Origin of the sequence: Bartonella sp. HY761 (genome assembly GCF_026743145.1) — a bacterium.
GTDB lineage: Bacteria > Pseudomonadota > Alphaproteobacteria > Rhizobiales > Rhizobiaceae > HY038.
Genome location: NZ_CP104887.1, coordinates 2946296 through 2972696 on the forward strand (window position 1 = coordinate 2946296; position 26401 = coordinate 2972696).

Consider the following 26401-nt stretch of genomic DNA (forward strand, 5'->3'; position numbering starts at 1 on the left):
TTGGGCTCCATCAGCCATTTCCTTTAAAAGTCTATTTGCCATATAATTTTAGTTTATCCCGAACTGGCTAAAATTAACGTCAAAAATTCACTTTAATACCTTAAAATTTGGTTTTGTTCCAACCGCTCACTACCAACGGCGCTCAAATCTGCGGCGCAAAATAACGGCTGTTATGTTCATCAAAGTCATAAAGGCAAGCAAAACAATAATACCACCCCATGCGCGCTCTTGAAAACCACGTTCAGCTTCAGAAATCCACATGAAGATTTGTACCGGCAATGCGGTTGCAGGATCATTCGGCGTTACCGGATAATTGGCAACAAACGCCACCATACCAATAAGCAATAATGGTGCGGTTTCACCTAAAGCGCGTGCCATGCCGATAATTGTACCCGTTAGTACTCCAGGTGCTGCCAATGGTAACACATGATGGAAAACCATTTGGGTTTTTGATGCACCCACACCAAGAGCCGCTGTGCGAATAGATGGTGGAACAGCACGTAAGGCAGAACGCGTCGCAATAATAATGGTTGGCAAGGTCATCAAGGTTAAAACAAGCCCACCAACCAATGAGGAAGAGCGCTTAATATCAAAATATTGACCAAAGAAATTGATAAAAATCGCAAGACCAAGCAAACCAAAAACAATCGAGGGAACAGCTGCAAGATTATTAATATTAACCTCAATTAGATCGTTGAACTTGTTTTTCTTGGCATATTCTTCCAAATAAATTGCAGCCGCAACACCAATTGGTAATGCCAGTATTAACACGATTAACATCATGTAAAGCGAACCAATGAAAGCGACACCAAGCCCAGCCATTTCAGGACGGCTTGATGGTGGATTAATAAAGAAGCCAGTATTAAAAGCTTTATATAGCGCGCCATCCTTAGCAAGTTCATTCATCCAAGCTACTTGCTGATCACTTACTTTTCGGTTTGTTTCAGGAGCTGAAAGATCAATATGGCCTTTATAGGCTTGGTCGATATCACTTGACGCTAATACTTTTACCGTTTGGGTTGAACCGATAATGCTTGGATCTTTAGTCACCATTTCACGCAATTGCACACGGACACCATCAGAAAACATCGCATTAATCTGGCGCAATTTAGCGCGGTCATCCAAGGAAACCTGCAACTGTTGAGCCAATGAGTTTCTAACCAATAACGGATAATTAGCTGTCAGCAAAACATTTGGATTGGTCGCCCGTTGATCTTTCGGATCAATAATCGCCTTATCAAGTTTGACAGATAGGATCATGGTCGTTTGCCCAAAAACCGTATAGCCATTTGATAGGATCGAGGTCATCAAAATTACGAGAAATAATATGCCAATTGCAATTGCTGATATGCCATAGGCCTTGAAACGACGTTCGGCACGATAGCGCTTTTTTAAACCAATATCACGACGAGGTTTTGGGGCGGCACTCATTGAGATCTCACTCATTCATATTGCTCCCGATATTTGCGCACAATGTAAAGGGCAAAAATATTAATAACAAGGGTGATAAAAAACAGCGTAATGCCTAGAGCAAAAGCAACGAGCGTTTGCGGCGAATTAAACTCAAGATCACCCGTTAGCTGGTTGACAATTTTAACGGTAATTGTGGTCATGGGTTCAAAAGGATTAATCGTAATATTAGCAGCAACACCAGCCGCCAAAACAACAATCATCGTTTCACCAATCGCACGTGAAGCAGTTAAAAGTAGCGCACCGACAATACCAGGCAAGGCGGCAGGTAATGTCACACGTTTGATTGTTTCAGATTGGGTAGCGCCTAAACCATAAGAACCATCACGCATTGCTTGCGGAACAGCGTTAATAATATCATCGGATAGGGACGACACAAAAGGAATAAGCATAATTCCCATCACAAGACCGGCGGTTAGCACACTTTGCGACATGATAAAGGCGTGACCACCAGCAAGTGCTGCTGAAATATCACGCAAAAATGGTCCAACCGTTAAAAGCGCAAACAAACCATAAACAATTGTGGGAATACCTGCCAAAATTTCCAAAAGTGGCTTAACAACGCTGCGTACCTTTGGCGAGGCATATTCTGACATATAAATAGCAGCAAAAAGACCAATGGGAACAGCAAAAAGCATTGCAACAAAGGCGATATAAAAAGTACCGGCGAGCAATGGCAAAAATCCAAACTGCCCAACAGCATCAGATCCTGCAGCTGAAAAGCGCGGATCCCAAACTGTGCCGAGGAAAAAATTACTTAACGGCACAGATTTAAAGAATGAAATCGTTTGAAATAGCATTGAGCAAACAATGCCGATCGTCGTAAAAATAGCAATAACCGAGGCAATGATTAAACCAACCAATACCATTTTTTCTACTTTATTACGGGCACGCACTTTGGCTTTTACACCACTTAAACCATAAAAAAAACCACCAAGGGTTATTAATATAGCCAACAGATCGCCAATCATAATAAGGTTTGTTGCTTTTTGTACCCAATCAACGGCCATAGGCACCATATAATCTTGCCCTTGGCCGGAAAGAAAGATTCCTTTTTCTGCGAAATCTTTACTAATATCATTATAGGAGCGGGATTTATAGGCATCAAGATCGCCGCCTACTTTGGCAATTCCTCCTGCAAGATTGGTAACCATCCCCTTCAAAAGGCTAAGGTTTTCGACATTCCCAACCTCTGTGCCAGTATTACCTGCTTGTTCAATAACTTTAGATATTTGCGAAGAAACACTTTGTTTAAGCGTCACATTTACGCCAAGATCCCAAACGGTTAATAAAATTAGCGATGGAACAATAGCCAATAGTAGCGTCCACCACGCATAGTAATTTGGCCGCGAATGAAGCTTACCGCCGCTCCGTTCAATGGCAAGGGAGCGCGAACGACTAAGAATATATCCTAAGAGGCCTACACCCAAAATAACAATTATGACCCAAGAAATAGTCATCACTCGCCTTTCCCAAAAAAATCCGGCGCGAAAACATCTTCGCGCCGGCTACTCATCACTTAAATTACTTCTTAACAGCCATTACTGTACCATCTTCAAATGCTTTACGTTGTGCTTCACGCTCGCTTTCAGGCGCTGCAACAAGACCATAAGCAGCCAAAGGACCATCAGGGCCAACCATTTGGTCATCAAGGAAGAATTCTACATATTCCTTAAGACCAGGAATAACACCCAAATGTGCTTTCTTAACATAGAAGAACAATGGACGTGATACTGGATATTCGCCACTTGCAATGGTTTCAACCGATGGTGAAATGCCATCAATTGTTGCAACTTTCAAGCGATCCGCATTGTTTTCATAAAAAGCAAGACCAAATACGCCAACACCAGTTTTATTAGCAGAAATACGTGCTAGAGTTTCTGAATAGTCACCATCAATATCAACGGCTTTACCGTCTTTACGCACAGCAATACAAGCTGACTTTGCAGCCTTTTCATCAATACCAGCAGCCTTCATCGCATCCAATGCGCCGCTTTCCTTACAACCTTCGGTCATAAGCTTTTCTTCAAAAACTTCACGTGTACCGTGTTTTTCGCCAGGAATATAAGCAGCAATATCCCAAGCTGGAAGATCGGCATTTACTTCATTCCATTTGGTGGCCTTATTATCAACCAATTTGCCATCAACAATAACTTGTGCTGCAAGGGCTTTATAAACATCAACTGGCTTCAATTTCCAATCTGGACCAGCAATATCGGTTGCAAAAACAATACCATCATAACCAATACGCACTTCCTGCACATCGGTAACGCCAGCAGCAATACAAGATTCCAATTCGCTAGTTTTCATAGCACGTGACGCATTGGCAATATCAATGGTGTTTTCACCAACGCCACGGCAAAATTCTTTAATGCCAGCACCAGAACCACCTGATTCAATAACAGGAGTTTTGAAATTAGGGAATGTTTCGCCAAAAGTTTCAGCAACGATTTTTGCATAAGGCAAAACAGTTGAAGAACCAGCCACTTGAACTTGATCGCGGGCTTGCGCTGCACCAGCAGCAAAAGTAACGGCAAATGCCAAAGCGGCAGCAGTTGATAACAATCTGTTCATCCATGAACTCCTTGCATATGGACTGAAAATGTCCTGACAGTCATTTTAATCAGGTTGTAGTTCCATTTAAAAAGATGCTGTTACCGTTCTATGACAGGTTTATTACAGTTTTATGACAATTGATTTTACTAAGAATGTATGTAGCATTTTAAAAAAATTATCAAAATAACAATATGAAACAATAACTTGCTCGTAAACAACTAATGAAATCCGTACACATATAGAATTTATTTATGACAAGATAAACGGCGCTTCATAGTTAACCAATTTTTAATGCCGCTAGGATTTTCAAAAAGCTCAAAAAGATCCAACCAACTGAAACAATTGTAATAATCCAACTATTTAAATTAGATAAAAAGACAATATTAACCGCATTAATAGCGTCAAAGGCAAAAATAGCGATATTACGCCTAGCATAATATCGCTATTAATAATGTCATATTTTATCCAAAAGAACTAAAAATAGTTCACAAGCTTTTATGCTCGTTTCTTGTTTTCCACACAATCCCAAAACAAGGCTGCAATATCAGCGCCGCCAAATTTGGCAACTTCACGTACACCGGTAGGTGAGGTCACATTGATTTCGGTCATATAATCGCCTATAACATCAATACCAACCAAAATAAAACCACGTTCACGCAAGGATGGACCGATACGCGCGCAAATTTCTTGCTCGCGCTTGGTAAGTTCAGTCTTTTCAGCTCTGCCGCCAACATGCATATTAGAGCGCGAATCGCTTTCAGACGGCACGCGATTAATTGCGCCAACCGGTTCGCCATCAATCAAAATAATGCGCTTATCGCCGCCGCGCACTTCATTTAAATAGCGCTGAACAATAAAGGGCTCCGGAAACATTTGTGCAAACATTTCCAAAAGCGAGCTTAAATTACGATCATCTTTTTTAAGATGGAATACACCAGCGCCACCATTACCATAAAGCGGCTTTACAATAATATCACCAAATTCTTCTCTAAAAGCCGCAACTTCCAAAGGATCTTTAGTAATTAATGTTTGCGGCATCAAATCAGGAAATTCGGTCACAAATATTTTTTCTGGCGAATTCCGCACCCAAGCAGGGTCATTAACAACTAAAGTTTTAGGATGGATTCGCTCTAAAATATGGGTTGTGGTAATATAATTCATATCAAAAGGCGGGTCTTGACGAAGCAAAACCACATCCATTTCTGCCAAATTTGTCCGCTGCGCTTCACCAAGGGTGAAATGGTCGCCAACAATATCACGCACGCTCAACGCTTCAACCCGCGCACTCACCTCACCATCGCGTAAGGAGAGGCGATCGGGTGTATAATGGAAAAGACTATGTCCGCGTTTTTGCGCTTCAAGACATAAAGCAAAAGTCGTATCACCTGCTATATTTATGGAAGCTATATGATCCATCTGGACAGCAATTTTCATTGAAACCTACCTTTTATGACCCATTTTCTAAAATAATGGTCTAATTTCTTATATTATGCTATTGTTGCTGAATATAGTGAGCGCACTTGATTTTTACAAAAATCAAGTAGAAAAGACGAACCATAGTAAAAATATATATACTCCGCAAATTCATTTTTAAAATGTATGACGTATATAATATTTCAAGGGTAGATTATGACGCAACAAAATGAAATTCAATTAAGCAATGATGAAATATCACGTTATGCCCGTCATATTGTTTTACCCGAAATTGGTGGCCTTGGCCAACAAAGACTAAAAGCTGCCAAAGTCATGGTTATTGGCGCCGGCGGTCTTGGTAGCCCAGTATTGCAATATCTTGCTGCCGCAGGCATTGGCACTATCGGCATTATTGATGATGATCATGTATCATTATCCAATTTGCAGCGCCAAATTATTCATGACAGCGATAAAATTGGTGAGGACAAGGTAACAAGCGCAAAAGCCGCTCTTGCAAGAATCAATCCCCATAGCACTATACATGCGATAAATGTGCGACTTACCAACGAAAATGGTCGTCAATTGCTTGAAAATTACGATATCATCGTTGATGGTTGTGATAATTTTTCAACCCGTTACCTTCTTGCAGACCTTTGCGAAGATATAAGTCGCCCTTTGGTCAGTGGCGCAATTGGTCGCTTTGATGGCTCGGTTACAGTATTAATGCCCTATAAGGATAATAATCCGCGTTACCGTGATCTATTCCCCGTAGAACCGCCAGAAGGAACAGTGCCAAGCTGCGCCCAAGCAGGCGTAGTTGGGGCGCTACCGGGCGTTATTGGGTCGCTGCAAGCTATGGAAGTGATTAAGCTTATCACTGGTGCTGGCCAGCCATTAATTGGGCGATTACTGCTTTATGATGGGCTTAATGCACGTTTTGATACCATTTCTTATAAGCGAAAAACCACTTAAAGCTTTATTTTTTAGCAAGACAAAATAAGCCCTTACAGATATAGACAAAGAAAATCGTTTATCGATCTAGTCATTAGACACATCAAGGAGAATTGCCCATGTCCAAAGCATCTATCGCGGTTTTTGGCAGCATTAACATTGATATGACCAACCGAGTTAGTGCACTGCCACAGGCGGGCGAAACCATTCATGCGCAAAGCTTTGCCATGGGCCTTGGTGGTAAAGGTGCTAACCAAGCGGTCGCAGCAAGCCGCATTACACAAGATAGCGGTATTGAAGTGCGCCTTGCGGGTTGGATTGGTGATGACGCTTTGGGGAACTACGCGCGCGCTCACCTAGAGGCAACAAGTCTCAATCTTGCCGGATTAAATGTCCACCCAACTGAAATAACCGGCATTGCCTCAATCAATATCAACGAAAACGGCGAAAATACCATTGTTGTTGCAGGCGGCAGCAATATGGCACTTAGCATCGATGATGTCGATACTATCAAGCCAGTGATTGAAAGCGCCAAAGTATTGATGATGCAGCTTGAAGTACCAATGGATACGGTTTTAAAAGCGGCACAAATTGTTAAAAATGCTGGTGGTATCATTATTATGGATCCAGCACCTGCGCCGCAAAGCCTGCCCGATGAACTTTATCAGCTTGCCCATGTCATGACCCCCAATGAAACGGAAACAGAAAAGCTCACCGGTATTCGCCCACATGACCGCGCATCGGCGCAACTAGCGGCAGATGTTTTTTTAAGCCGTGGCCTTGATATTGCTATTATCAAACTAGGAAGCGAAGGGGTTTGCTACTTCACCAAGCAAGAACGTGGATTTTTACCGCCCTTTAAAGTGACTGCGATTGATAGTGTGGCAGCAGGGGACAGCTTTAATGCTGGCCTTGCAACCGGCCTTGCTAATGGTCTTGCTATTGATGAAGCTATCCGCATTGCAGGTGCAGCTGGTGCTTTAGCAACCACCAAAAAAGGCGCTTCCGAAGCTGCTCCAACTTGGCACGAAATTACCCAATTGCTAGAAAGCCAAACTGATATTAAATGCGAAAAATTTTAAGTTATAAAACGCCATAATATACATTTAGATAATCAAGCAACATGATGAATAATCGTGTTGCTTTTTTGATTGCAATTGCATATTTTTATTTTAAAATCTACCTTTCAATACTATATCGTTAAAAAGTCACAATCTAATCCGATTAATAGCAAATGTATTAATTCTATATTTTTATTTATATAGTCAAATTAGAGGTGGCAATGAAAGTTTTTTTCAAGAATAAAATTGTTTTTATCCTTTGTTTATTGCTCATTCCCAATTTTTCTCATGGTCAAGATGCGAAATCCACTAATGACCAAGTAGGAACCGTTTTAATTGGCGATCAAACCATCGCCTTGAACAGTAGCTTTGTATATTTAACTCCCCCTGTGTCGGGTTACACGCACCAGGATTGGCAAAATCTTGCAAAACTAATACAATTGCATACACTTAATATAAAAGGCAAAGGTTTAAAATCCTTAGCCAATTTTCCAATATTGCCTAATCTGGTTGAGCTAAAAATTGAAGAAACACGTCTAGAAGACATTAGCCCTTTAAAAAATGCCCGTAATTTGAAAAGCTTGAGCTTAAGGCATATTAAAAGCCGTACAATATCCGGTTGGAGCGAGTTAACAAGCTTACAAAATCTTACAATTAATTATACCATGCTTGATGATTTTAGTTTTTTAACAAGTCTGTATCATCTCAATTATCTAAATCTTGCTGATAGTAATTTTTCTTCTCCGCGCTTGATTAGTGCAAATGCTGATATTGCCATATTAGATCTTTCAAGAACAAATGTTCGTAACATAAGATTACTAGAACATTTTAAAAATTTACAATTTCTTTGGCTAAACGGCTTAGAACTTAGCAAACAAAACCTTCCGTCATTCAAGAACACAGCCCTCACCTATTTGAGTATGAGTGAGGTGAAAGTTGAAGATCTGAATTTTTTAAAACGATTTCCACGTTTAAATTATCTCAACTTAACGGACGTTATAGTGGACGATTATGCTCCAATAGCCGATTTACCTGATCTTACAACCTTAATTCTTACGGGAACAAAAATTGACGATTTGAGTTATTTTAAACAAAAAAATTTAAAAACCCTCCTCCTTAATGATACAAAAATAAGCAATTTAAATAAACTTCCCTATTCTTATTACACGCTTAATCATTTAGATTTGCGCGGCACTCTTGTAGAAGATGCATCACCCCTTAAAAAAATCAATTGGCTAGATTGGCTGCTATTATCCAATAGCAAAATTAAAGATCTTTCCCAAATACCAGTCTCTAAATATCTTGACCTACGGGGTTTTGATGATGCCAGCTTAGCTAGTACACGCTTGCATTATTATTATATTGCGACCAAATTGCCTAATATTCTACATGGTAAAGCACCGAGCAATAATCGTGAAACCAATTTTATTTATAATCCCGAAGCTATCATCGACGACGAATATTTCATACCTTCAGAACAAACAGATGATTTTGTTCACCAAAAACGCGGCGATAAAAAAATACAATTTATGGGCGGAGATTTTTGGGTAGACCATGAAGATATTACGGTTTGCTATAAGCCCGACAAATTAGAATATCCACTTAGTCACTTTTGCCATAATAAAAACTACGCCGACAAGCCTTTACAAACAGACCAATTATTAACCAAAGCAGAGCTTGCAAAATTAACAGAATTCAAAAATCTCAAAAAATTGCAACTTATTAATTTTCCAAATTTTGATCCTAGTGAATTACCAACCATTCATAACCTAGTTGTGCTAGATCTTAACCGCACGAAAATCACCAAAGATAAGCCATTTAATCACCAAGAAAAAATTCAATTTCTTATTCTTGACGAGAGTGAAATAAAGGATTTAGTTCTTATTAGCAATTTTACCAGCCTTAAAGTCTTAAGTTTACGCCATACACCTTTAACTAGCCTTGTTGGTCTTGAAAATGTTTCAAAGCTTGAAGCGCTTGATCTTTCATTCACCAAAATAAAAGATTTTAAAAACCTAGAAAATTTAACTAAACTTGAGACATTATTATTGGCAAATACTTCCTTTAATAAGCTATCCATTCTTAACAAAATGGGGAGGCTAACCAATATTGACCTAAGCAATGTAGCTGCACTTGATCTTAGTGATTTGAAAACAAAGACGATGAAGATTAAAATAGGTATAGCCGAAGAAAAGCTTACGCCCTTATATCACAACGAAAAGGAGCTAGTGCCTCACAGTTTTCTAGACGATCCATTTTTTTATCGTCCAAATGATGTCCGTAAATTTTAATTTCATTGTTTAATCAATAAATGCGTTAATCTTACCAATGATAAACTTCATAAATCCAAACTATTTTTGAAGCACAAGAGAATTGCACTTCCAAGTAAGCAATTCAGCACAATAAAAAATCAGGGCGATAAAAATGATCAACATAGATTGATCTTATTAAAAGGTAAAATGCCGCTCTGTGCGCACGCGACTTTTTGGCGCAGACGTAACAAAATAAACCCAAAAATCTGCGCTTTTTATAACTTTATTTCTAAAATAAAAAAGTGCTTTTTAATTTATATCTTGACTAACTTTATCATGTTTGATAGCCAAAATAAAAATAAATATAGGCTAGATAAAAGTTTATCTCGATAGTTGTCGAAAAATAAGAGTTTGTATTACCTAGTCATATTTAAGTTATGATCGTTTATATAGCCCGTTAAAAATCTAATTAATAACTATATTTACTTAACTTGATTTATTGGTGATAGTAAAATGATAAAAATCAAACCAAAATTAAAAACAAAACTTCTATTAACCACATTTTTGACATTATCAATATTTTATGAAATTGCTACATTTCCAGCAATAGCGGCACAAGAAACTGAACTTGACACCGTTGTTGTGGAAGCTGAAAAAAACCAAAATATAAAAAATAAAGGTGTTTTAACCGATACGGTTACATCCAAAGACATTGAAAATAAGCAAGTTGATAATGTCAACGATATTTCTCGGCTTGATCCAGCAATCAATTATAATCGTCAAAATGACAGTTTTAATATTCGCGGTCTTGATGGCAATCGTGTCACCACCATGATTGACGGCATACCTATTCCTTGGCTTGATGATATTACACGTGGTGTAAGGGGTGGGGCGTCAGCCTTTGATTTTGGTAGTTTATCAGCAATTGATATTGGCAAAGGAGCAGATTCAAGTATTTACGGTTCTGGCTCGCTAGGCGGCATTGTGTTAATGCGTACCTTAGACCCTGAAGATCTTATTAAAGACAATAAAAATTGGGGATCAATTACCAAAGGCAGTTACGATTCAGCCAATCGCAGTTGGCACATTAACGAAGCTTTCGCAGTTAAATTTAATCAAACTTATATGCTGTTTCAAGGCGGTTATATTGGCGGCAAGCAACGCGCAAATAATGGCGATGATGGCGGTTATGGCGTATTGCGCAGCATGCAAAACCCTGAAGACTTCACTAGCAAAAATTACTTATTTAAGATTCATCAATATATTAACGATCAACACCGCTTGGGCTTTACCGCAGAGCGTTTTGACAATGACCGTGACACATGGGTGCTAAACCAAGCAAGCGCTCAATATAAACCAGCGAGCACCTATCAAGAACAAAATCGCAAGCGTGAGCGTTATTCAGCTTCATATGATTATTATGGCAATGGTGATGGTTGGTTAGATCGTGCCCGCATCATTGGCTATTGGCAAGAAAATAGTGCAAGTTCTGGAACCGAACAAATTCGATTAACCACACCCAAAGGGGATTTTTATCGAATTTCCAATACGCAAAATCGAGATTACGGCTTAACATTTGATGCAATGAAGGTATTAAATTTTGAGCACGTAACCCATACTTTGCGCATTGCAGGTAATGGCTCGTCTTCGCGCTTTGAGCAATATACAACGGGTCATGATACTTGCCCACCGCCACCCTATCGTCCACCCTATATGATGTGCAAATTTTTACTTAGCGACCAATCTGAAATACCAACTACCCGTTCAACAAGTTGGGGCATAAGTATTGAAGATGAAATGGCATTTTTGAACAATCGCCTTAGAATTACCCCTGGCGGTCGGTTTGACTGGTTTAAACATAAGCCCTCAGCCACCAAAGGCTTTGAATCCAACGTATTTTTCCACGGCTATGCAGCAGAGGTTAGCGATTCGCACTTTTCACCCAAATTACGTGGCGAATGGGATGCAACCGATAATATCATGCTTTATGCGCAGTGGGCACAAAGTTTTAGGGCGCCCAGTTCATCGGAACTTTACTTAGAGTTCGCCAATCCTGGCATTTATCACCTTTATGGCAATCCTAACTTGAAGCCTGAAATTGGCAATGGCTTTGATATTGGTGCAAAATATACAAGTCACAACTGGGGTGGTTCGCTTGGACTATTTAGCAATTATTATAAAAATTTTATCGGCCGCAAAGAACTTGGACCATCGCTTATGTTTCCCAGCGGTGAGGCTGTTTATATAAACCGCGCTAAGGTTCGTATTTCCGGCGTAGAAGCAAAAGCCTATTGGCAAATAACTTCCAATTGGCGCACAGATTTCAGCCTTGCTTATATGGAAGGCAAGGATCGCGAAACGGACGAATATTTAAACTCTATTCCACCCTTTAAAGGAACGCTTGGTCTTGGCTATGCCCAAGAAATATGGGGCGCGGACATAAGAATGACGGCGGCGTCAAAACGCAACCGTGTAGAAAACAAGTCAGATTACGCCAAAGCACCCGGCTATGCCGTTTTTGATATTAGTGGTTGGTGGCGTCCGCTTGGTGAAAAAGGGCCAAAACTACAAGCAGGTATTTATAACATATTTAATAAAACCTATTGGAATGCACTCGATCTACCATCAAGCGCCAATTATAAAAAAGCTTATTATAGCGAGCCGGGGCGCAATTTTAAAATCTCATTTGTGCAAGAATTTTAGCCAATAACGTAACAAAGGGCAAAGTTTTGAACAATTAACAAACCTGCAAGACACAGCGATAAACAAAGTGTCCTGCTTCACATGCCGCAAAAATGAAAAGGATAGGTTATGACAAAAACACTTAAGACTGTTACCAAAAACCGAATTTTTAAAACTTTTATGCTTGCGGCATTTGCACTGGCGACCAATAGTCAACCGTCTTTAATACAAGCTAGCGAAATCTTGATTAGTGATAATGCTAAATTAGTATCGATCGGCTGGCCGGTTACCGAGACAATTATCGCCCTTGGTGATAAAGATCGCTTAGTCGGTGTTGATAAGCGCAGCACATTTATGAAGGAGGGACGCGATCTTACAAATATTGGCGCTGCCGCAACTATTGACCTTGCTGCAATTAAAAAAGTTGATGGCCAAACTGTCTTGGCTTTAGAAGGCGCTTTAAATAAGGATAATTTAACCTCTATTGAAAACAACAAGATTCCAGTTCTTATTATTCCAGATGATCACAGTGAAGATGGTGTCATTGAAAAAATTAGTTTTATTGGCCATGCACTTAATCATGAAGATAAGGTCAATGAGTTAATTGCGCGGATAAAAAACGACTTTAATAAAGCAAACAGCATAAAGGCTGAACTTACCACTAAGAAAAAAGTGCTTTTTCTGTTGACTGTACCTTCAGGCGACAAGGAAGTTGGACCCATATTCATGGCAGGTAAAAACACCCCCGCCAATGACATTATTGTTCTTTCAGGCGGAGAAAATGCCGCCGCCAATCTTGAATCCTATGTGCCTTTAGATAAAGAACAAGTAACTAAAATGGCACCCGACCTTATTTTATCTATGAGCAATGATGGCTTCCCAACGGTTGAAACATTGCTAGAGCAAGCGTCATTACAAGATACTCCGGCAGTTAAGAATAAAGATCTCTTACGGTTGGATGGTTTAAAGCTACTTGGCTTTGGCCCCGATACCGGTATCATCATGCAGGAAATCGCCCAAAAATTGGTAGATATCCAAAATCGTTAATTTAAGTTATGTAAGACAAATATATAAGCAAGGGTATTGTTAGCTTAAACCGGCAAACAATACCCTTGCTTTTTAGCCTTTAAAGCATTTAAATCAGCCGCTCCCGTCATAATCAAAAATCGATAGCACGGCCTTTAATTTCCCAATCACCATAGCGTGCTGGATCATGACCACCGCGCCCACCAAGTTCTCGCTTCGTCTTTTCAGCGGCAAGGGCTGCCTGCTCACGGCGCTCTTGTGCTTCGGCTAAAGCACGTTTTGCTGCCGGTGCAATGAGCTTTTCCTCAGCCCCATCATCATCTTTATTGATTATTTGCTGTTCTTCCGTCATTTTTTCACCAATCCATTGAAAAAATTCTTACAAATCCACATTTTATATAAAATTGGTAAATCTTGCCAGCTTATTTTTAAAGACAAGCTTAGGAATATTCCTATGCTTCAAATAATCACCAAAACTGCCTTATTAGGCATTTTTTGGTCATTATAATATAATAAGTGGGTAAGTAAATTTACAAAATACGAACAGAAACGAATTAACAATGGAGTTTTGTAGATGAACATTATTCGGACCGCCATGCTTTTAGCATTCATGACGGCCCTTTTCATGGGTGTAGGTTATATTGTCGGTGGCCCTTCGGGCATGATGATCGCCTTTGTGATTGCAGCTGGCCTTAACCTGTTTTCTTACTGGAATTCAGATAAAATGGTGTTGCGCATGTATGGTGCCCGTGAGGTTGATGCACGCTCTAACTCTGAATATTACAATATTGTCAGCGATTTAGCCCGCAAAGCAGGCCTGCCACAACCACGCGTTTATATTATGGAAAACCCGCAACCCAATGCTTTTGCAACGGGTAGAAATCCACAAAATGCGGCAGTTGCAGCAACAACTGGGCTATTAAACAGCCTAACACCGGAAGAAATTGCTGGCGTTATGGCGCATGAGCTTGCCCATGTGCAAAATCGTGATACTTTAACCATGACAATTACCGCAACGATTGCTGGTGCTATTTCAATGCTGGCAAATCTTGCCTTTGTTTTTGGTGGCAATCGCGATTCCAATGGCAATTCTACCAATCCACTTGGGATAATTGGAACGGTGATTATCATGTTTGTTGCGCCTTTTGCTGCGATGCTCGTACAAATGGCAATTAGTCGTACCCGTGAATATGCTGCTGACAGACGCGGCGCAGAAATTTGCGGCAATCCTTTATGGCTTGCATCGGCTTTAAACAAAATTGCTCGCGGCGCCCATGAAGTGGTTAATGACGAAGCCGAACATAATCCTGCAACCGCCCATATGTTTATTATCAACCCATTATCAGGTCGTGGAACAGATAATCTCTTCTCAACCCACCCCAATACTGAGAATCGTATTGCAAAATTGCGTGAAATGGCTCAAGAGATGGGAACACAGTCAAACAGCACCTTCGACATGCGCAACAATAGCCCAAGGCAAACCATGCGCAAAACTGTTGAGCGGCCAAGCTGGATGAAAGTTAAAAAAGATAATAAGCCAAGAGGTCCATGGTCTTGAACAACGCCAAAGCGCAAAAAAACAATAATCAGAAGCCAAAACGCGATAGTAACAAACAAGATCGCCAGCCCAAAGTGGCTGGCATCGCTGTTCGCCAAGCAGCCTTGCGTATGCTTGGCGCAGTGATTGACAAGGCAACCTCGCTTGATGGCTTAACCGATAATGAGCATGGCCACCCTCAATATTTAGCACTGGATATGCGAGACCGCTCTTTGGTACGGGCAATTTTGGGTGCAGCTTTAAGAAATCGCGGTGCTATTGATAATGCGATTGACCAATTTGTCGATAGGCCATTACCGCAAAATGCTAGCGCATTAAAACATCTTATTCATATTAGTGCCGCGCAAATTCTTTATCTTGATGTACCAGATCATGCGACAATTAATCTTGCTGTCACCATTGCCAAATCCGATCCGCGCCTCACCCGTTTTTCTGGCCTAGTAAACGCTATTTTACGCCGCTTTACCCGCGAAAAAGATGCAATTTTACAGCAAGATGATGTTCTATCCAATGTGCCTTTATGGTTTGCGCAAATGCTTGAGCGCGATTACGGTAAAGAAAAAGCCCAAGAGATCATTAAGGCACAAGCCTATGAGCCGCCTTTGGACATCACAGCAAGTGGTGATGTTGAAGCAATAGCACAAGAACTTGGCGGCGAAGTGCTACCCTTCCTATCTATCCGAATTGCTGAGGTTGATTGCTCTATTCCAGAATTACCGGGCTTTGCCCAAGGTAAATGGTGGGTGCAAGATGTTGCAGCAAGCCTACCTGCCCGCTTAATGAAAGCTGATAAAGGGCAAAATATTGCCGATTTATGTGCGGCCCCTGGTGGTAAAACCGCGCAGCTTGCCAGTACTGGGGCAAATGTGACTGCGGTTGACGCCTCGACAAATCGCATGAAACGGCTCATTGCCAATATGGAACGTTTAAACTTAAATGTTGCCACTTATAATGGCGAATTGCAGGATTTTAAACCAGAACAGCCTTTTGATGCACTATTGCTTGATGCGCCCTGCTCATCAACTGGCACTATTCGCCGCCATCCCGATGTATTGTGGACAAAATCCCTTGATGAAATCGGCAGACTTGCAGATTTACAATTGCAACTTTTAGAAAAAAGCATTGATCTGGTTAAAATTGGCGGCATGATATTATTTTCCAACTGTTCTTTAAGCAAAAGAGAAGGCGAAAGACTGGTTACTAAGTTTTTGAAAAACCGCACTAATGTTGCGCTTGTTCCCTTCACCGTTGAAGAACTTTGCCAAAGCTTTAATAATACGTCCGATGAGGCTAAAAATATTTATGCAAATATTTTAACCGATGAAGGATATTTGCGCACGACGCCTGCCGATTTACCCAATGAAAATCCAAAACTTAGTGGCATGGATGGTTTTTTTGTCGCCCGTTTTAAGCGTTTAAGTTAAGGATGAAAGCGAAACTTTTGATTTTATCTTAGGTTTTTAAAATACCCAAAAAATACACAAAATTGATAAGCAAACAGCTTGAAATCAAAGACTTCCATTGTTCAGATATTGATAATCTTGAAAAATGGAAGCCACTTGATAATTGTGTCTTTTATTCACTTGACATGTATATTGGCTATAGGGATGAAGATGGCTGTGATATTTATAGCGTGATGATTGCAACAAGAGAGGGCATTGCCCAATTAAAACACAACCACTTGGATCGTCCTTATAAAATCATTTTAATTGAGAAATATAGCTGGCAAAAGGTCAAAGATATTATTCAAAATATTTTTCATGGGAATATGAAGGCATGATTAATCGATAGGCGCTTATTTATCATTGCTAAATGAGAAAATTGGCGGTGGAGAATAAAATGATGAAAAAGCTTTTCCATACGGCAATAGACATTGTTATTTGATATTTAAGCATTGCATTTCATTGGCTTTCAGCGATATTAATTTTAGCCAATAATTTGCAATAAAAAAGAGGTCAAATCCATGCAAGAAAATAAGACAATTATTGATGAAACAAAGCTTGACCGTTTAGCAGAAGTTGCGGTGAAAGTTGGGCTTGGCTTAAAAGAAGGACAAGATGTTGTCTTAACTGCGCCGATTGCAGCATTGCCTTTGGTGCGGCGCATTGCCCATCATGCCTATAAGGCCGGTGCAGGCGTTGTAACCCCTTTTTTTGGTGACGAGGTTTTAAGCCTAGAACGTTTCCATAACGGCCATGATGCAAGCTTTGACCGCGCCGCTTCATGGCTTTATGAAGGCATGGCAAAAGCTTTTGAAAATGGCGCAGCTCGCCTTGCCATCGCTGGCGATAATCCACTTTTACTTTCCAACGAAGATCCTGAAAAAGTATCACGTCTTAACAAAGCAACCTCACTTGCCTATCAACCAGCGCTTGAAAAAATTGCCGGTTTTGATGTGAATTGGAATATTGTTTCCTATCCCAATCCATCATGGGCAAAAGTTGTTTTTCCCCAGTTGAGTGAAGATGAAGCCACCCATCAATTGGCGGAAGCTATTTTTAAAGCAAGCCGTGTTGATAATGATGGTGCGGTTGAAGCTTGGCAACGCCATAATGCTAATTTACGTCTGCGCGGTTCATGGCTCAATGGGCAAAATTTTTCTGCGCTGCATTTTAAAAGCGCAATTACCGATTTAACTGTAGGCCTCGCCGATGAGCATGAATGGCATGGCGGTGCATCCATGGCTAAAAATGGTATTATTTGCAATCCAAATATTCCAACAGAAGAAGTATTTACCACACCCCATCATAGCCGTGTTGATGGCTATGTACGCTCAACCAAGCCCTTGTCGCACCAAGGCAGCTTGATTGATGATATTTTCATGCGTTTTGAAAATGGCAAAGTGGTTGAAGCAAAAGCATCTAAAGGCGAAGCTGTTTTAAACAAGGTACTTGATACCGATGAAGGTGCCCGCCATTTAGGTGAAGTTGCCCTTGTGCCTCATTCTTCACCAATTTCTGCAAGTGGTTTATTATTCTATAATACCTTGTTTGACGAAAATGCCGCTTGTCATATTGCGCTTGGTCAATGCTATTCCAAATGCTTTAAGGATGGCGCATCATTAAGTGCTGACCAAATTGCAGCGCTTGGCGGCAATCGCAGCTTTATCCATATTGATTGGATGATTGGCGGCAAAGATATGGATATTGATGGCATTAAGGCCGATGGTAGCCGTGTTGCCGTCTTCCGCCAAGGCGAATGGGCATTTAACGTTTAACGCTATAACGCAAAAAAAATAGCGGATGAAAAAATCATCCGCTAAAAAAGCAAAGGCCGGGAAATGGAGTGCCCGACCTTTTGTCAAGCTTTGCCAGTACATCCGTGGTCAAAGCCATGACAATAACACCGATGATTTATTTTTCGCATAGATTTATTGCATTCATATGACAGATTGACCACCTATTGAATAAAACTAACGAATAATATGCCGAGCAGTCTATAATTATTCGTGACAATATTTTTCTTACAAAACCAAATACGCTCACTACAATAGGAATTAGAGACTATAAATGCCAGAACTACCCGAGGTTGAAACGGTCCGTAGCGGTCTTGCACCAGATCTTGAAGGCGCACATATCGACTATATTAAAACCAGTGATAAAAAATTGCGTTTGCCCTATGCAGAAAATATGAAAGACCTCATTAAAGGGCAAAAAATCAGATCCTTAACACGGCGTTCTAAATATCTTGTTATCCATCTTGATGGTGGCTTTTTTATTGTTAGTCACTTAGGGATGTCGGGGTCATGGCGGCTGCGTCAAAGCGGTGATGATGCACCAAAAGATAAAATAGTCGCCCATGACCATGTCATTTTAGGGCTTAATAAAGACGGTAAAATTTTTGAAGCCGTTTATAATGATCCGCGCCGTTTTGGCTTCTTCACCCTTGAGCTAGACACAAATTTTGCTGACTATGCAGCATTTAAGAAACTAGGCATTGAACCCTTAGGCAACGTATTATCAGGCGACTATCTGCGCGATGCCTTTAAGAATAAGAAAGCTCCCCTTAAAGCCTTATTATTGGATCAAAGCATCATTGCTGGCCTTGGCAATATTTATGTGTGCGAATCCTTATGGCGGGCGGGACTATCGCCGCAATTAAGCGGTGAACATTTAGCCAATGGTAGTGAATTTGCGTTGCAAAAAAGTGAAGCATTAGCCATTGCCATTAAGGATGTTATTGCTGAAGCAATTAAAGCTGGTGGCTCGACCTTGCGTGACTATCGCCATGCGGATGGTTCACTTGGCTATTTCCAACATAATTTTGCTGTTTATGGTCGTGAAAACCAACTATGCACCAATTGTGGCACAATCATTTCACGCATTGTACAATCGGGTCGCTCAACCTTTTATTGTTCATCTTGCCAAGATAATGGTTGAAGATCAATTTATTTGATCACGAAGATGATAGGCCCAAGCTTATTTTTAACTGCGCACTTGCTTGAAGTGTTTTTTTTAGCTTTAATACTGCTTAATTATTTAACAATTTTTGGAAAGTGGATTTATGATGCTGGAAAATGTTCTTAAACGCCTTGATGGTAATCTTGATCAAAGCCTTGAACGGCTATTTGATTTGTTAAGAATTAAATCTATTTCCACCGACCCTGCCTTTAAGGAAGATTGTAAAAAAGCTGCTGATTGGCTGGTAGAAGATCTAAAATCCATTGGTTTTGAAGCATCGCGCCGCGATACGACCGGCCACCCAATGGTGGTTGCTCATCATGCAGGCCCAAGCGAAAACTGCCCTCACGTATTGTTTTACGGTCATTACGACGTTCAGCCAGTTGATCCGCTTGCCCTTTGGGAGGATGATCCGTTTGACCCAAAAGTGAAAGAGCGCGATGGGCAAAAAGTTATTACTGGTCGTGGCTCATCTGATGATAAGGGTCAGCTTATGACCTTTGTTGAAGCTTTGCGGGCTTTTAAAGCAGAAACTGGGCAATTACCTGTTGCAGTTACCATTTTATTTGAAGGTGAAGAGGAATCGGGTTCCCCTTCCTTAAAGCCATTTTTAGAGAGCCACCGCAATGAATTGCGTGCTGATTTTGCCCTTGTTTGTGATACATCGATGTGGAATGAGACAACGCCTTCCATTTCAGTTGGATTGCGCGGTCTTGTGGGCGAAGAAATTATTGTAAAAGCTGCCAATCGTGATCTTCATTCAGGCTATTATGGCGGGGCTGCCGCTAACCCTATCCGTATTTTAAGCAAAATTCTTGCCGATGTGCATGATGAAAATGGCGCAGTGACTATTGCCGGCTTTTATGATGGTGTTGAAGAAACCCCTACCCAAATTTTAGCACAATGGGACAATCTTGGTCTTGGGCCAAAAGAATTTTTAAATCCTGTTGGCCTGTCTTTCCCAAGCGGTGAAAACAATCGCAGTCTGCTTGAACTTATCTGGGCGCGTCCTACTGCCGAATTTAATGGCATTAGCGGTGGCTATGAAGGGGAAGGCTTTAAAACCGTTATTGCTGCACAAGCATCGGCTAAAATCTCTTTCCGTCTTGTCCATAAGCAAGACCCGATCCAAATTCGCAACGCTTTCCGCAAATTTGTTAAAGAACGCATCCCTGCTGATTGCTCGGTTGAATTTATCGAGCATGGCGCTTCCCCTGCTATTCAATTGCCTTATGATTCAGCAATTGTTTCCAAGGCTAAAATTGCCCTATCGCAAGAATGGGGTAAGCAAGCAGAATTGGTTGCCATGGGCGGCTCTATTCCAATTGTTGGCGATTTTCAAGATTACTTAAAAATGGAATCCCTGCTCGTCGGCTTTGCTCTTGATAGTGACTGCATCCATTCACCCAATGAAAAATATAATTTGACCTCTTTTCACAAGGGGCAACGTTCTTGGGCACATATTTTGGCGGCACTTGCTTAATATTTCAAGCCGTGCAAAGAACAGCTTTGCACGGCATATTTAATAACCATGTTTTAGGAAAAATTTGATGACTGATATTCGTGTTCATCGGGGTGATTTGCCAAATCTCGACCATTATAAAAATGTTAAGGCAGTTGCCATTGACACCGAAACTTTGGGGTTGCAACCTCATCGTGACCGTTTATGCGTTGTACAAATTTCCCCTGGCGATGGTACTGCCGACGTTATTCAAATTGCTAAGGGGCAAAAAACTGCACCTAATTTGGTGAGCCTTTTAAAAAATCAAGAAATTGAAAAAATCTTCCATTTTGGCCGCTTTGATATTGCCGTTTTAAGCCTTGCTTTTGATACGGAAGTAAAGCCAGTATTTTGCACTAAAATTGCGTCAAAACTCACCCGTACCTATACCGACCGCCATGGTTTGCGCGACATTTGCATTGAATTATTGGATGTTACAATTTCCAAGCAGCAGCAATCATCTGACTGGGCAGCCTTTGAATTAACGCCAGCGCAAATTGAATATGCGGCATCTGACGTCCTCTACTTACATCGCTTGCGTGCAATTTTGGTAGAACGCCTTGCCCGTGAAGGCCGCACAAATGTTGCAAAAGCCTGTTTTGAGTTTTTGCCATCAAGAGCAGAGCTCGACCTTATGGGTTGGTCTGAAAGTGATATTTTTTCCCATAGCGCTTAAAAATCTATCTATTTGCTTTTAGAGCGTTTTTCGAAAAGTGTGAAGCGGTTTTCGGACAAAAAACGCGGTGTAAACAATGTATTAGAGCGCGGATTTGATCCAATCAGATCGAAATGCGCTCTAATATATCTTTAATCGTTGTAGCATTTTGTTGCTGCAACGATTTTTTTAAAAGTCAAGGCATGAATAAATTCATTTTGATAAAATATTAAGATTTATTCTGCTTACTTTTATTTGGACAAATTTATTATCAAGATAGCTATAGTCTAATAAAAATTCATCATCAAAATAAAGCCCATTTAAAAACAGCGAACCATGGCTGTAATAGCCATAAAGGGTATAGTTAAAACCGTCCCCATCACGCTCGATCCTGACATTATTACCCTTGGCCTCTTCTAGAATTTCATTATCAAAAAAATCAAGGTCAATTTCACAAAGATAAATTTTATTTTTATCAAATGCCTTTGGCATATAGCCACAAAAGCAGACAAGAGTAAATTCGCCGATAGAGATGGTGATCTCTTCGTTTATAACATCATCAATATCAACTATTTTAGCATAACAGATCATATGTTTTCTTAATTTTCACGACCAATATATTCAAATTTAAGCATAAATCCTGTGTTAAAACTCGTATTTTTATTTTGATAAAATGACTTCTGATATGTTTTTTGTCAGCAATGCGTTAAAATTTAAGGCGTTGGAAAGCCTCCCCATCCAAATGGGAAAGCACTTTTCGTATGAATTTAATGGTCTAAGTAACAACTAATATCGCTAGATGATATGCGAAAGCATTGTCATAAATTTTACGATTAGAGGTTGTTAATTTTATGAACAATATTTGTTAAACACCAAAGCGCATTTTTGGTGTTTTATAGTTTTGGCATAACTTTCCCGTTATTTAATCGCGTATTCATATTAAAAGCAGCGGCCATAAGGGTTTTGGTATAGTCTTCACGCGGATTAGCAAAAATATCTTTTGCGGCCCCCCGTTCAACCACTCTACCATCACGCATCACCATCACCTCATTGGCAAGGGCTTTAACCACCTTTAAATCATGACTGATGAAAAGATAAGAAAGATTGTGTTTTCGTTGCAACTCGCGCAGCAAATCAACTACCTCGGCTTGCACACTCATATCAAGAGCAGAGGTTGGCTCGTCCAACATAACAAAACGCGGATTTAACACCATGGCACGCGCTATCGAGATACGCTGCCTTTGCCCGCCAGAAAATTCATGGGGATAGCGATGGCGCGATTGCGGATCAAGGCGCACCTCCTCCATCGCGGCAATCACCCTATCCTCGCGCTCTTCATAGGACAACTTTGGCTCATGAATAGAAAGCCCCTCGGCAATAATTTCCCCCACCGACATGCGCGGCGACAATGAGCCAAAAGGATCTTGGAAAACAATTTGGATATCGCGGCGCAATGGCCGCATTTTCTTAAAGCTTAAAGCATTAATATTCTCACCATCAAATTTGATAATGCCTTTTGACGAAATCATGCGGATTAAAGCAAGTCCTAAGGTCGTCTTTCCTGAGCCTGACTCACCAACAACACCTAAAGTTTGCCCTGCTTTTATGGTAATATCAATGCCATTCACCGCTTTGATATAATCGGTTGTTCTACGAAAAAGCCCGGTCTTTATCGGGAACCACACCCGCACATTTTCGCCGCGCATAATAATTGGTGCATTTGGATCAACCGCAGGCGGACTACCCTTTGGCTCTGCTGCTAAAAGCTTTTTGGTATATTCATGTTGGGGATTAGCAAATATTTCATCCACCGGTGCCATCTCAACAATTTCACCCTTGGTCATGACCGCAACACGGTCGGCAATTTTTCGCACAATGCCAAGATCATGGGTGATAAACAACATGGACATTTTATGTTGTTTTTTCAAATCAGCCAAAAGATCCAAAATTTGCGCTTGCACAGTTACATCAAGGGCGGTGGTTGGTTCATCAGCAATCAATAGCCGAGGATTATTGGCTAATGCCATAGCAATCATGACCCGTTGTCTTTGTCCACCGGATAATTCATGCGGGTAAGAGCGTAGCCGCATTGCTGCATTTTTAATGCCCACCTGCTCCAAAAGTTCAACCGTACGCAAACGCGCAGCATTAGTGCTCATACCTTGGTGGATACGTAAAATCTCACCAATCTGCTGCTCCACTCGATGAAGCGGATTAAGCGAAGTCATTGGTTCTTGAAAGATCATCGAAATATCTTTACCGCGCACGCTTTGCAGCTGCTTTTCGCTATATTTCATCAAATCCTTGTCCCTATCATCTTGGCGAAATAAAATTTCGCCCGATGGATGACTAGCCATAGGATAGGGTAATAATTTTAATACCGATAAAGCCGTGACTGATTTACCTGACCCTGATTCACCCACCAGTGCAACAGTTTCACCGGGCAGAATATCAAAGGACACATTTTTTACCGATAGTTTTTCTTCACCATCTTGACGAAAGGCAACAGAAAGATCGCGAACTGATAGCAATGGCGTCATTGGAGTGTCTTTCTTGGGTCAAATGCATCACGCGCCGCTTCACCAATAAAGGCAAGCAAGGATAAAAGCACGGCAAGAGTAATAAAGCCAGTTATACCAATCCACGGCGCATTAATATTGTTTTTTGCCTGCAGCATTAATTCACCAAGCGAAGGGGAGCCGGGCGGCAAACCAAAGCCAAGGAAGTCAAGTGAAGCAAGGGCTGAAATGCCAGCAGTTAACAAAAATGGTAAAAAGGTAATGGTGGCAACCATAGCATTTGGCAATAAATGACGGATCATAATCGTGATATTAGAAACACCCAGCGCACGTGCGGCATTAACATATTCAAAATTACGCGCTCGTAAAAATTCGGCCCGCACCACGCCGACTAATGTTACCCATTGGAACAGCAGCATAATCGCCAGCAATACCCAAAAGCCCTGTGCAAAAAAAGCCGATAGAATAATTAACAAATAAAGCGTTGGTATAGACGACCAAATCTCAATAAATCGCTGGAAAATAAGATCAACCCAACCACCAAAATAACCTTGCACCGCACCGGCCGCAACGCCAATAATTGTGGAAAATACGGTTAAAATAACCGTAAAGGCCACCGATACGCGGAAGCCATAAAGAGCGCGGGCAAAAATATCGCGCGTTTGATCGTCTGTCCCTAGAATATTCCAATTGCCAAATTTACATTCAGGATTTGCTGCACCACCATCATAAAATCTGCAACGCTCATCCTTACTTTGCATCCAAAAGGGTGGAGATAAAGCTTGGGTTTGTTCGCTCGGTGTATCATAAGAATAATGAATAGGTGGCCAAATTGCCCAACCATGCTCATTTATTTCTTTTTGAATATAGCCATCACGAAAATAGGCAGCAGCCAAAGTGCCGCCAAATTTTTCATCAGGGTAATCAACAAAGGCTGGAAACAGCAATTCACCCTTATAGGACGCAATAATCGGTCGATCATTGGCAATAAAGGCAGCCCCAAACGAACAAAGGCATAAAAATAAGAATAACCAAAGAGACCAATAACCACGACGATTTTTCTTAAAATTACGCCAACGCCGTTGGTTTAATGGCGACAAAAACGGACGGCGATGTTTTTGTTTATTTTGTTTTTGTTCGCTTGAACGATGAACGTCCTGCGCAATTTCGCTTGCTAAACCATTAGCGGTATTTTCACCCGCCATAATATTTGAAGGATTACTCGCCATTATACATCCCTCTTTTCAAAATCAATACGCGGATCAACCAACATATAAACAAGATCTGACACAAGCGCGACAACGAGGCCAAGCAATGAAAAAATGAACAAAGTGCCAAGTACAACTGGATAGTCACGATCCACAACTGCCGTGTAACTCATGAGCCCCATGCCTTCTAAGGAAAACAGCATTTCAATAAGCAGCGAGCCGGTAAAAAAGGAATTAATAAATGCTGCAGGAAAGCCAGCAATAACGACCAACATTGCATTGCGGAAAACATGCCCATAAAGCACTTTACGATCACTTAGCCCTTTGGCGCGGGCGGTTACCACATATTGCTTACGGATTTCTTCCAAAAAGCAGTTTTTAGTAAGCAATGTTGTTGTAGCAAAAGCCGAAATTGCCATAGCAGCAACAGGCAAAGTGATATGCCATAAATAATCAAGAATCTTGCCACCCCATGATAATTCATCAAAATTATCGGAGGTTAATCCGCGAAGTGGAAACCAGTCAAAGAACGAACCGCCGGCAAAAAATACAATCAGCATAACGCCAAACAAAAAGCCCGGAATAGAATAGCCGATAATGATAACCGCACTTGTCCAAACATCAAAGGCAGAGCCGTCTTTAAGCGCTTTGCGAATACCAAGAGGAATGGAAATTGCATAGGAAATGAGCATTAACCAAAGACCAAGTGTCACCGAAACAGGCAAGGTCTTTTTAATCATATCGATAATTGGTTGGTCTGAAATGAAAGAATTACCGAAATTAAATGTGCTATAATCGCGCAATAAAATGAGATAGCGTTGCCAAGCTGGTTTATCAAAACCAAATTTTTCTTCAAGCTTTTTGATATAGGCTGGGTCCATACCTTGCGCACCGCGATAGATTGACTGGCTGGAACTTGTGTGAGCGCCAACATTTTCAGCGCTAATGCCCATATCACCGCCACCGCCAGAGATACGGTCTAATGGACCATTTCCGCCACCTTGCAATTGTGCAGCAATGGTTTCAATTGGCCCACCAGGGGTAAATTGCAAAATAACAAAAGTAATGGTTAAAATGCCAATAATGGTTGGTATAATCAACAATAAGCGGCGTAGGATATAAGCGGCCATTAATATCTCCCCATTATTG

The 26401-nt window shown here is 40.9% G+C and carries 21 protein-coding genes; 12 read left to right on the top strand and 9 right to left on the bottom strand.

Annotation, left to right across the window (positions count from 1 at the left end):
• Positions 1–129: 129 nt before the first annotated feature.
• From pstA to gshB, 4 genes are all read right to left on the bottom strand, one after another.
• Positions 130–1446, bottom strand: a complete 1317-nt coding sequence (pstA, locus tag N6A79_RS12780) for a phosphate ABC transporter permease PstA (RefSeq protein WP_268546232.1) — start codon at positions 1444–1446, stop codon at positions 130–132.
• Positions 1443–2930 (bottom strand): phosphate ABC transporter permease subunit PstC, encoded by a 1488-nt coding sequence (gene pstC / locus N6A79_RS12785; RefSeq protein ID WP_268546233.1) that lies wholly within the window; start codon positions 2928–2930, stop codon positions 1443–1445. Before pstC ends, pstA begins: the two co-directional genes overlap by 4 nt.
• Before the next feature lie 64 nt (positions 2931–2994).
• Positions 2995–4044 carry a substrate-binding domain-containing protein gene (locus tag N6A79_RS12790; protein WP_268546234.1) on the bottom strand — a complete coding sequence of 350 codons (1050 nt, stop codon included), beginning with the start codon at positions 4042–4044 and terminating at the stop codon, positions 2995–2997.
• A 477-nt stretch (positions 4045–4521) separates the two neighbouring features.
• Positions 4522–5460 (bottom strand): glutathione synthase, encoded by a 939-nt coding sequence (gshB, locus tag N6A79_RS12795; protein ID WP_268546235.1) that lies wholly within the window; start codon positions 5458–5460, stop codon positions 4522–4524.
• Positions 5461–5655: 195 nt separating this feature from the next.
• Between gshB and N6A79_RS12800 the strand changes: the two genes are divergently transcribed.
• From N6A79_RS12800 to N6A79_RS12820, 5 genes are all read left to right on the top strand, one after another.
• Positions 5656–6411, top strand: coding sequence for a molybdopterin-synthase adenylyltransferase MoeB (locus tag N6A79_RS12800; RefSeq protein WP_182418004.1), 756 nt, complete (start codon positions 5656–5658; stop codon positions 6409–6411).
• A gap of 98 nt (positions 6412–6509) precedes the next feature.
• A complete protein-coding gene (gene rbsK, locus N6A79_RS12805; RefSeq protein ID WP_268546236.1) occupies positions 6510–7472 on the top strand; it encodes a ribokinase in 963 nt (320 codons plus the stop codon).
• A 644-nt stretch (positions 7473–8116) separates the two neighbouring features.
• Positions 8117–9742 (top strand): leucine-rich repeat domain-containing protein, encoded by a 1626-nt coding sequence (locus N6A79_RS12810; protein WP_268546237.1) that lies wholly within the window; start codon positions 8117–8119, stop codon positions 9740–9742.
• A gap of 474 nt (positions 9743–10216) precedes the next feature.
• On the top strand, positions 10217–12406 hold the full coding sequence (locus tag N6A79_RS12815; RefSeq protein ID WP_268546238.1) for a TonB-dependent hemoglobin/transferrin/lactoferrin family receptor: 2190 nt from the start codon (positions 10217–10219) through the stop codon (positions 12404–12406).
• Between the two features lie 108 nt (positions 12407–12514).
• Complete coding sequence (locus N6A79_RS12820) at positions 12515–13432, top strand: heme/hemin ABC transporter substrate-binding protein (RefSeq protein ID WP_268546239.1); 918 nt, start codon at positions 12515–12517, stop codon at positions 13430–13432.
• Positions 13433–13544: 112 nt separating this feature from the next.
• On the opposite strand, the gene N6A79_RS12825 is transcribed toward N6A79_RS12820, so the two are convergent.
• Complete coding sequence (locus N6A79_RS12825) at positions 13545–13763, bottom strand: DUF1674 domain-containing protein (RefSeq protein ID WP_268546240.1); 219 nt, start codon at positions 13761–13763, stop codon at positions 13545–13547.
• Between the two features lie 222 nt (positions 13764–13985).
• On the opposite strand from N6A79_RS12825, the gene htpX reads away from it, so the two are divergent.
• The 7 genes from htpX (at position 13986) to N6A79_RS12860 (ending at position 21546) form a co-directional block, all read left to right on the top strand.
• Positions 13986–14969 carry a zinc metalloprotease HtpX gene (htpX, locus tag N6A79_RS12830; protein ID WP_268546241.1) on the top strand — a complete coding sequence of 328 codons (984 nt, stop codon included), beginning with the start codon at positions 13986–13988 and terminating at the stop codon, positions 14967–14969.
• Entirely contained in the window at positions 14966–16393 is a 1428-nt protein-coding gene (locus tag N6A79_RS12835) for an RsmB/NOP family class I SAM-dependent RNA methyltransferase (protein ID WP_268546242.1), read from the top strand. Before htpX ends, N6A79_RS12835 begins: the two co-directional genes overlap by 4 nt.
• A 62-nt stretch (positions 16394–16455) precedes the next feature.
• A complete protein-coding gene (locus tag N6A79_RS12840) occupies positions 16456–16749 on the top strand; it encodes an Imm8 family immunity protein (protein WP_268546243.1) in 294 nt (97 codons plus the stop codon).
• Between the two features lie 183 nt (positions 16750–16932).
• Complete coding sequence (locus N6A79_RS12845) at positions 16933–18186, top strand: aminopeptidase (RefSeq protein ID WP_268546244.1); 1254 nt, start codon at positions 16933–16935, stop codon at positions 18184–18186.
• A gap of 292 nt (positions 18187–18478) precedes the next feature.
• Positions 18479–19348 (top strand): bifunctional DNA-formamidopyrimidine glycosylase/DNA-(apurinic or apyrimidinic site) lyase, encoded by an 870-nt coding sequence (mutM, locus tag N6A79_RS12850; RefSeq protein WP_268546245.1) that lies wholly within the window; start codon positions 18479–18481, stop codon positions 19346–19348.
• Between the two features lie 124 nt (positions 19349–19472).
• Positions 19473–20852 (top strand): M20/M25/M40 family metallo-hydrolase, encoded by a 1380-nt coding sequence (locus tag N6A79_RS12855; protein ID WP_442784236.1) that lies wholly within the window; start codon positions 19473–19475, stop codon positions 20850–20852.
• A 67-nt stretch (positions 20853–20919) separates the two neighbouring features.
• Positions 20920–21546, top strand: coding sequence for a ribonuclease D (locus N6A79_RS12860; protein WP_182418016.1), 627 nt, complete (start codon positions 20920–20922; stop codon positions 21544–21546).
• Positions 21547–21738: 192 nt separating this feature from the next.
• Here N6A79_RS12860 and N6A79_RS12865 read toward each other — a convergent pair whose 3' ends face one another.
• The 4 genes from N6A79_RS12865 to N6A79_RS12880 all read right to left on the bottom strand — a co-directional run bounded on the left by N6A79_RS12865 (position 21739) and on the right by N6A79_RS12880 (position 26382).
• Entirely contained in the window at positions 21739–22116 is a 378-nt protein-coding gene (locus N6A79_RS12865) for a hypothetical protein (RefSeq protein ID WP_268546247.1), read from the bottom strand.
• Between the two features lie 302 nt (positions 22117–22418).
• The gene (locus N6A79_RS12870; protein ID WP_268546248.1) at positions 22419–24065 is read right to left on the bottom strand and encodes an ABC transporter ATP-binding protein; all 1647 of its coding nucleotides are present in this window, start codon (positions 24063–24065) and stop codon (positions 22419–22421) included.
• A complete protein-coding gene (locus N6A79_RS12875) occupies positions 24062–25273 on the bottom strand; it encodes an ABC transporter permease (RefSeq protein WP_246708079.1) in 1212 nt (403 codons plus the stop codon). Before N6A79_RS12875 ends, N6A79_RS12870 begins: the two co-directional genes overlap by 4 nt.
• Positions 25273–26382: a microcin C ABC transporter permease YejB gene (locus N6A79_RS12880; RefSeq protein WP_182418019.1), complete on the bottom strand. Its 1110-nt coding sequence runs from the start codon at positions 26380–26382 to the stop codon at positions 25273–25275. Before N6A79_RS12880 ends, N6A79_RS12875 begins: the two co-directional genes overlap by 1 nt.
• Positions 26383–26401: the final 19 nt, after the last annotated feature.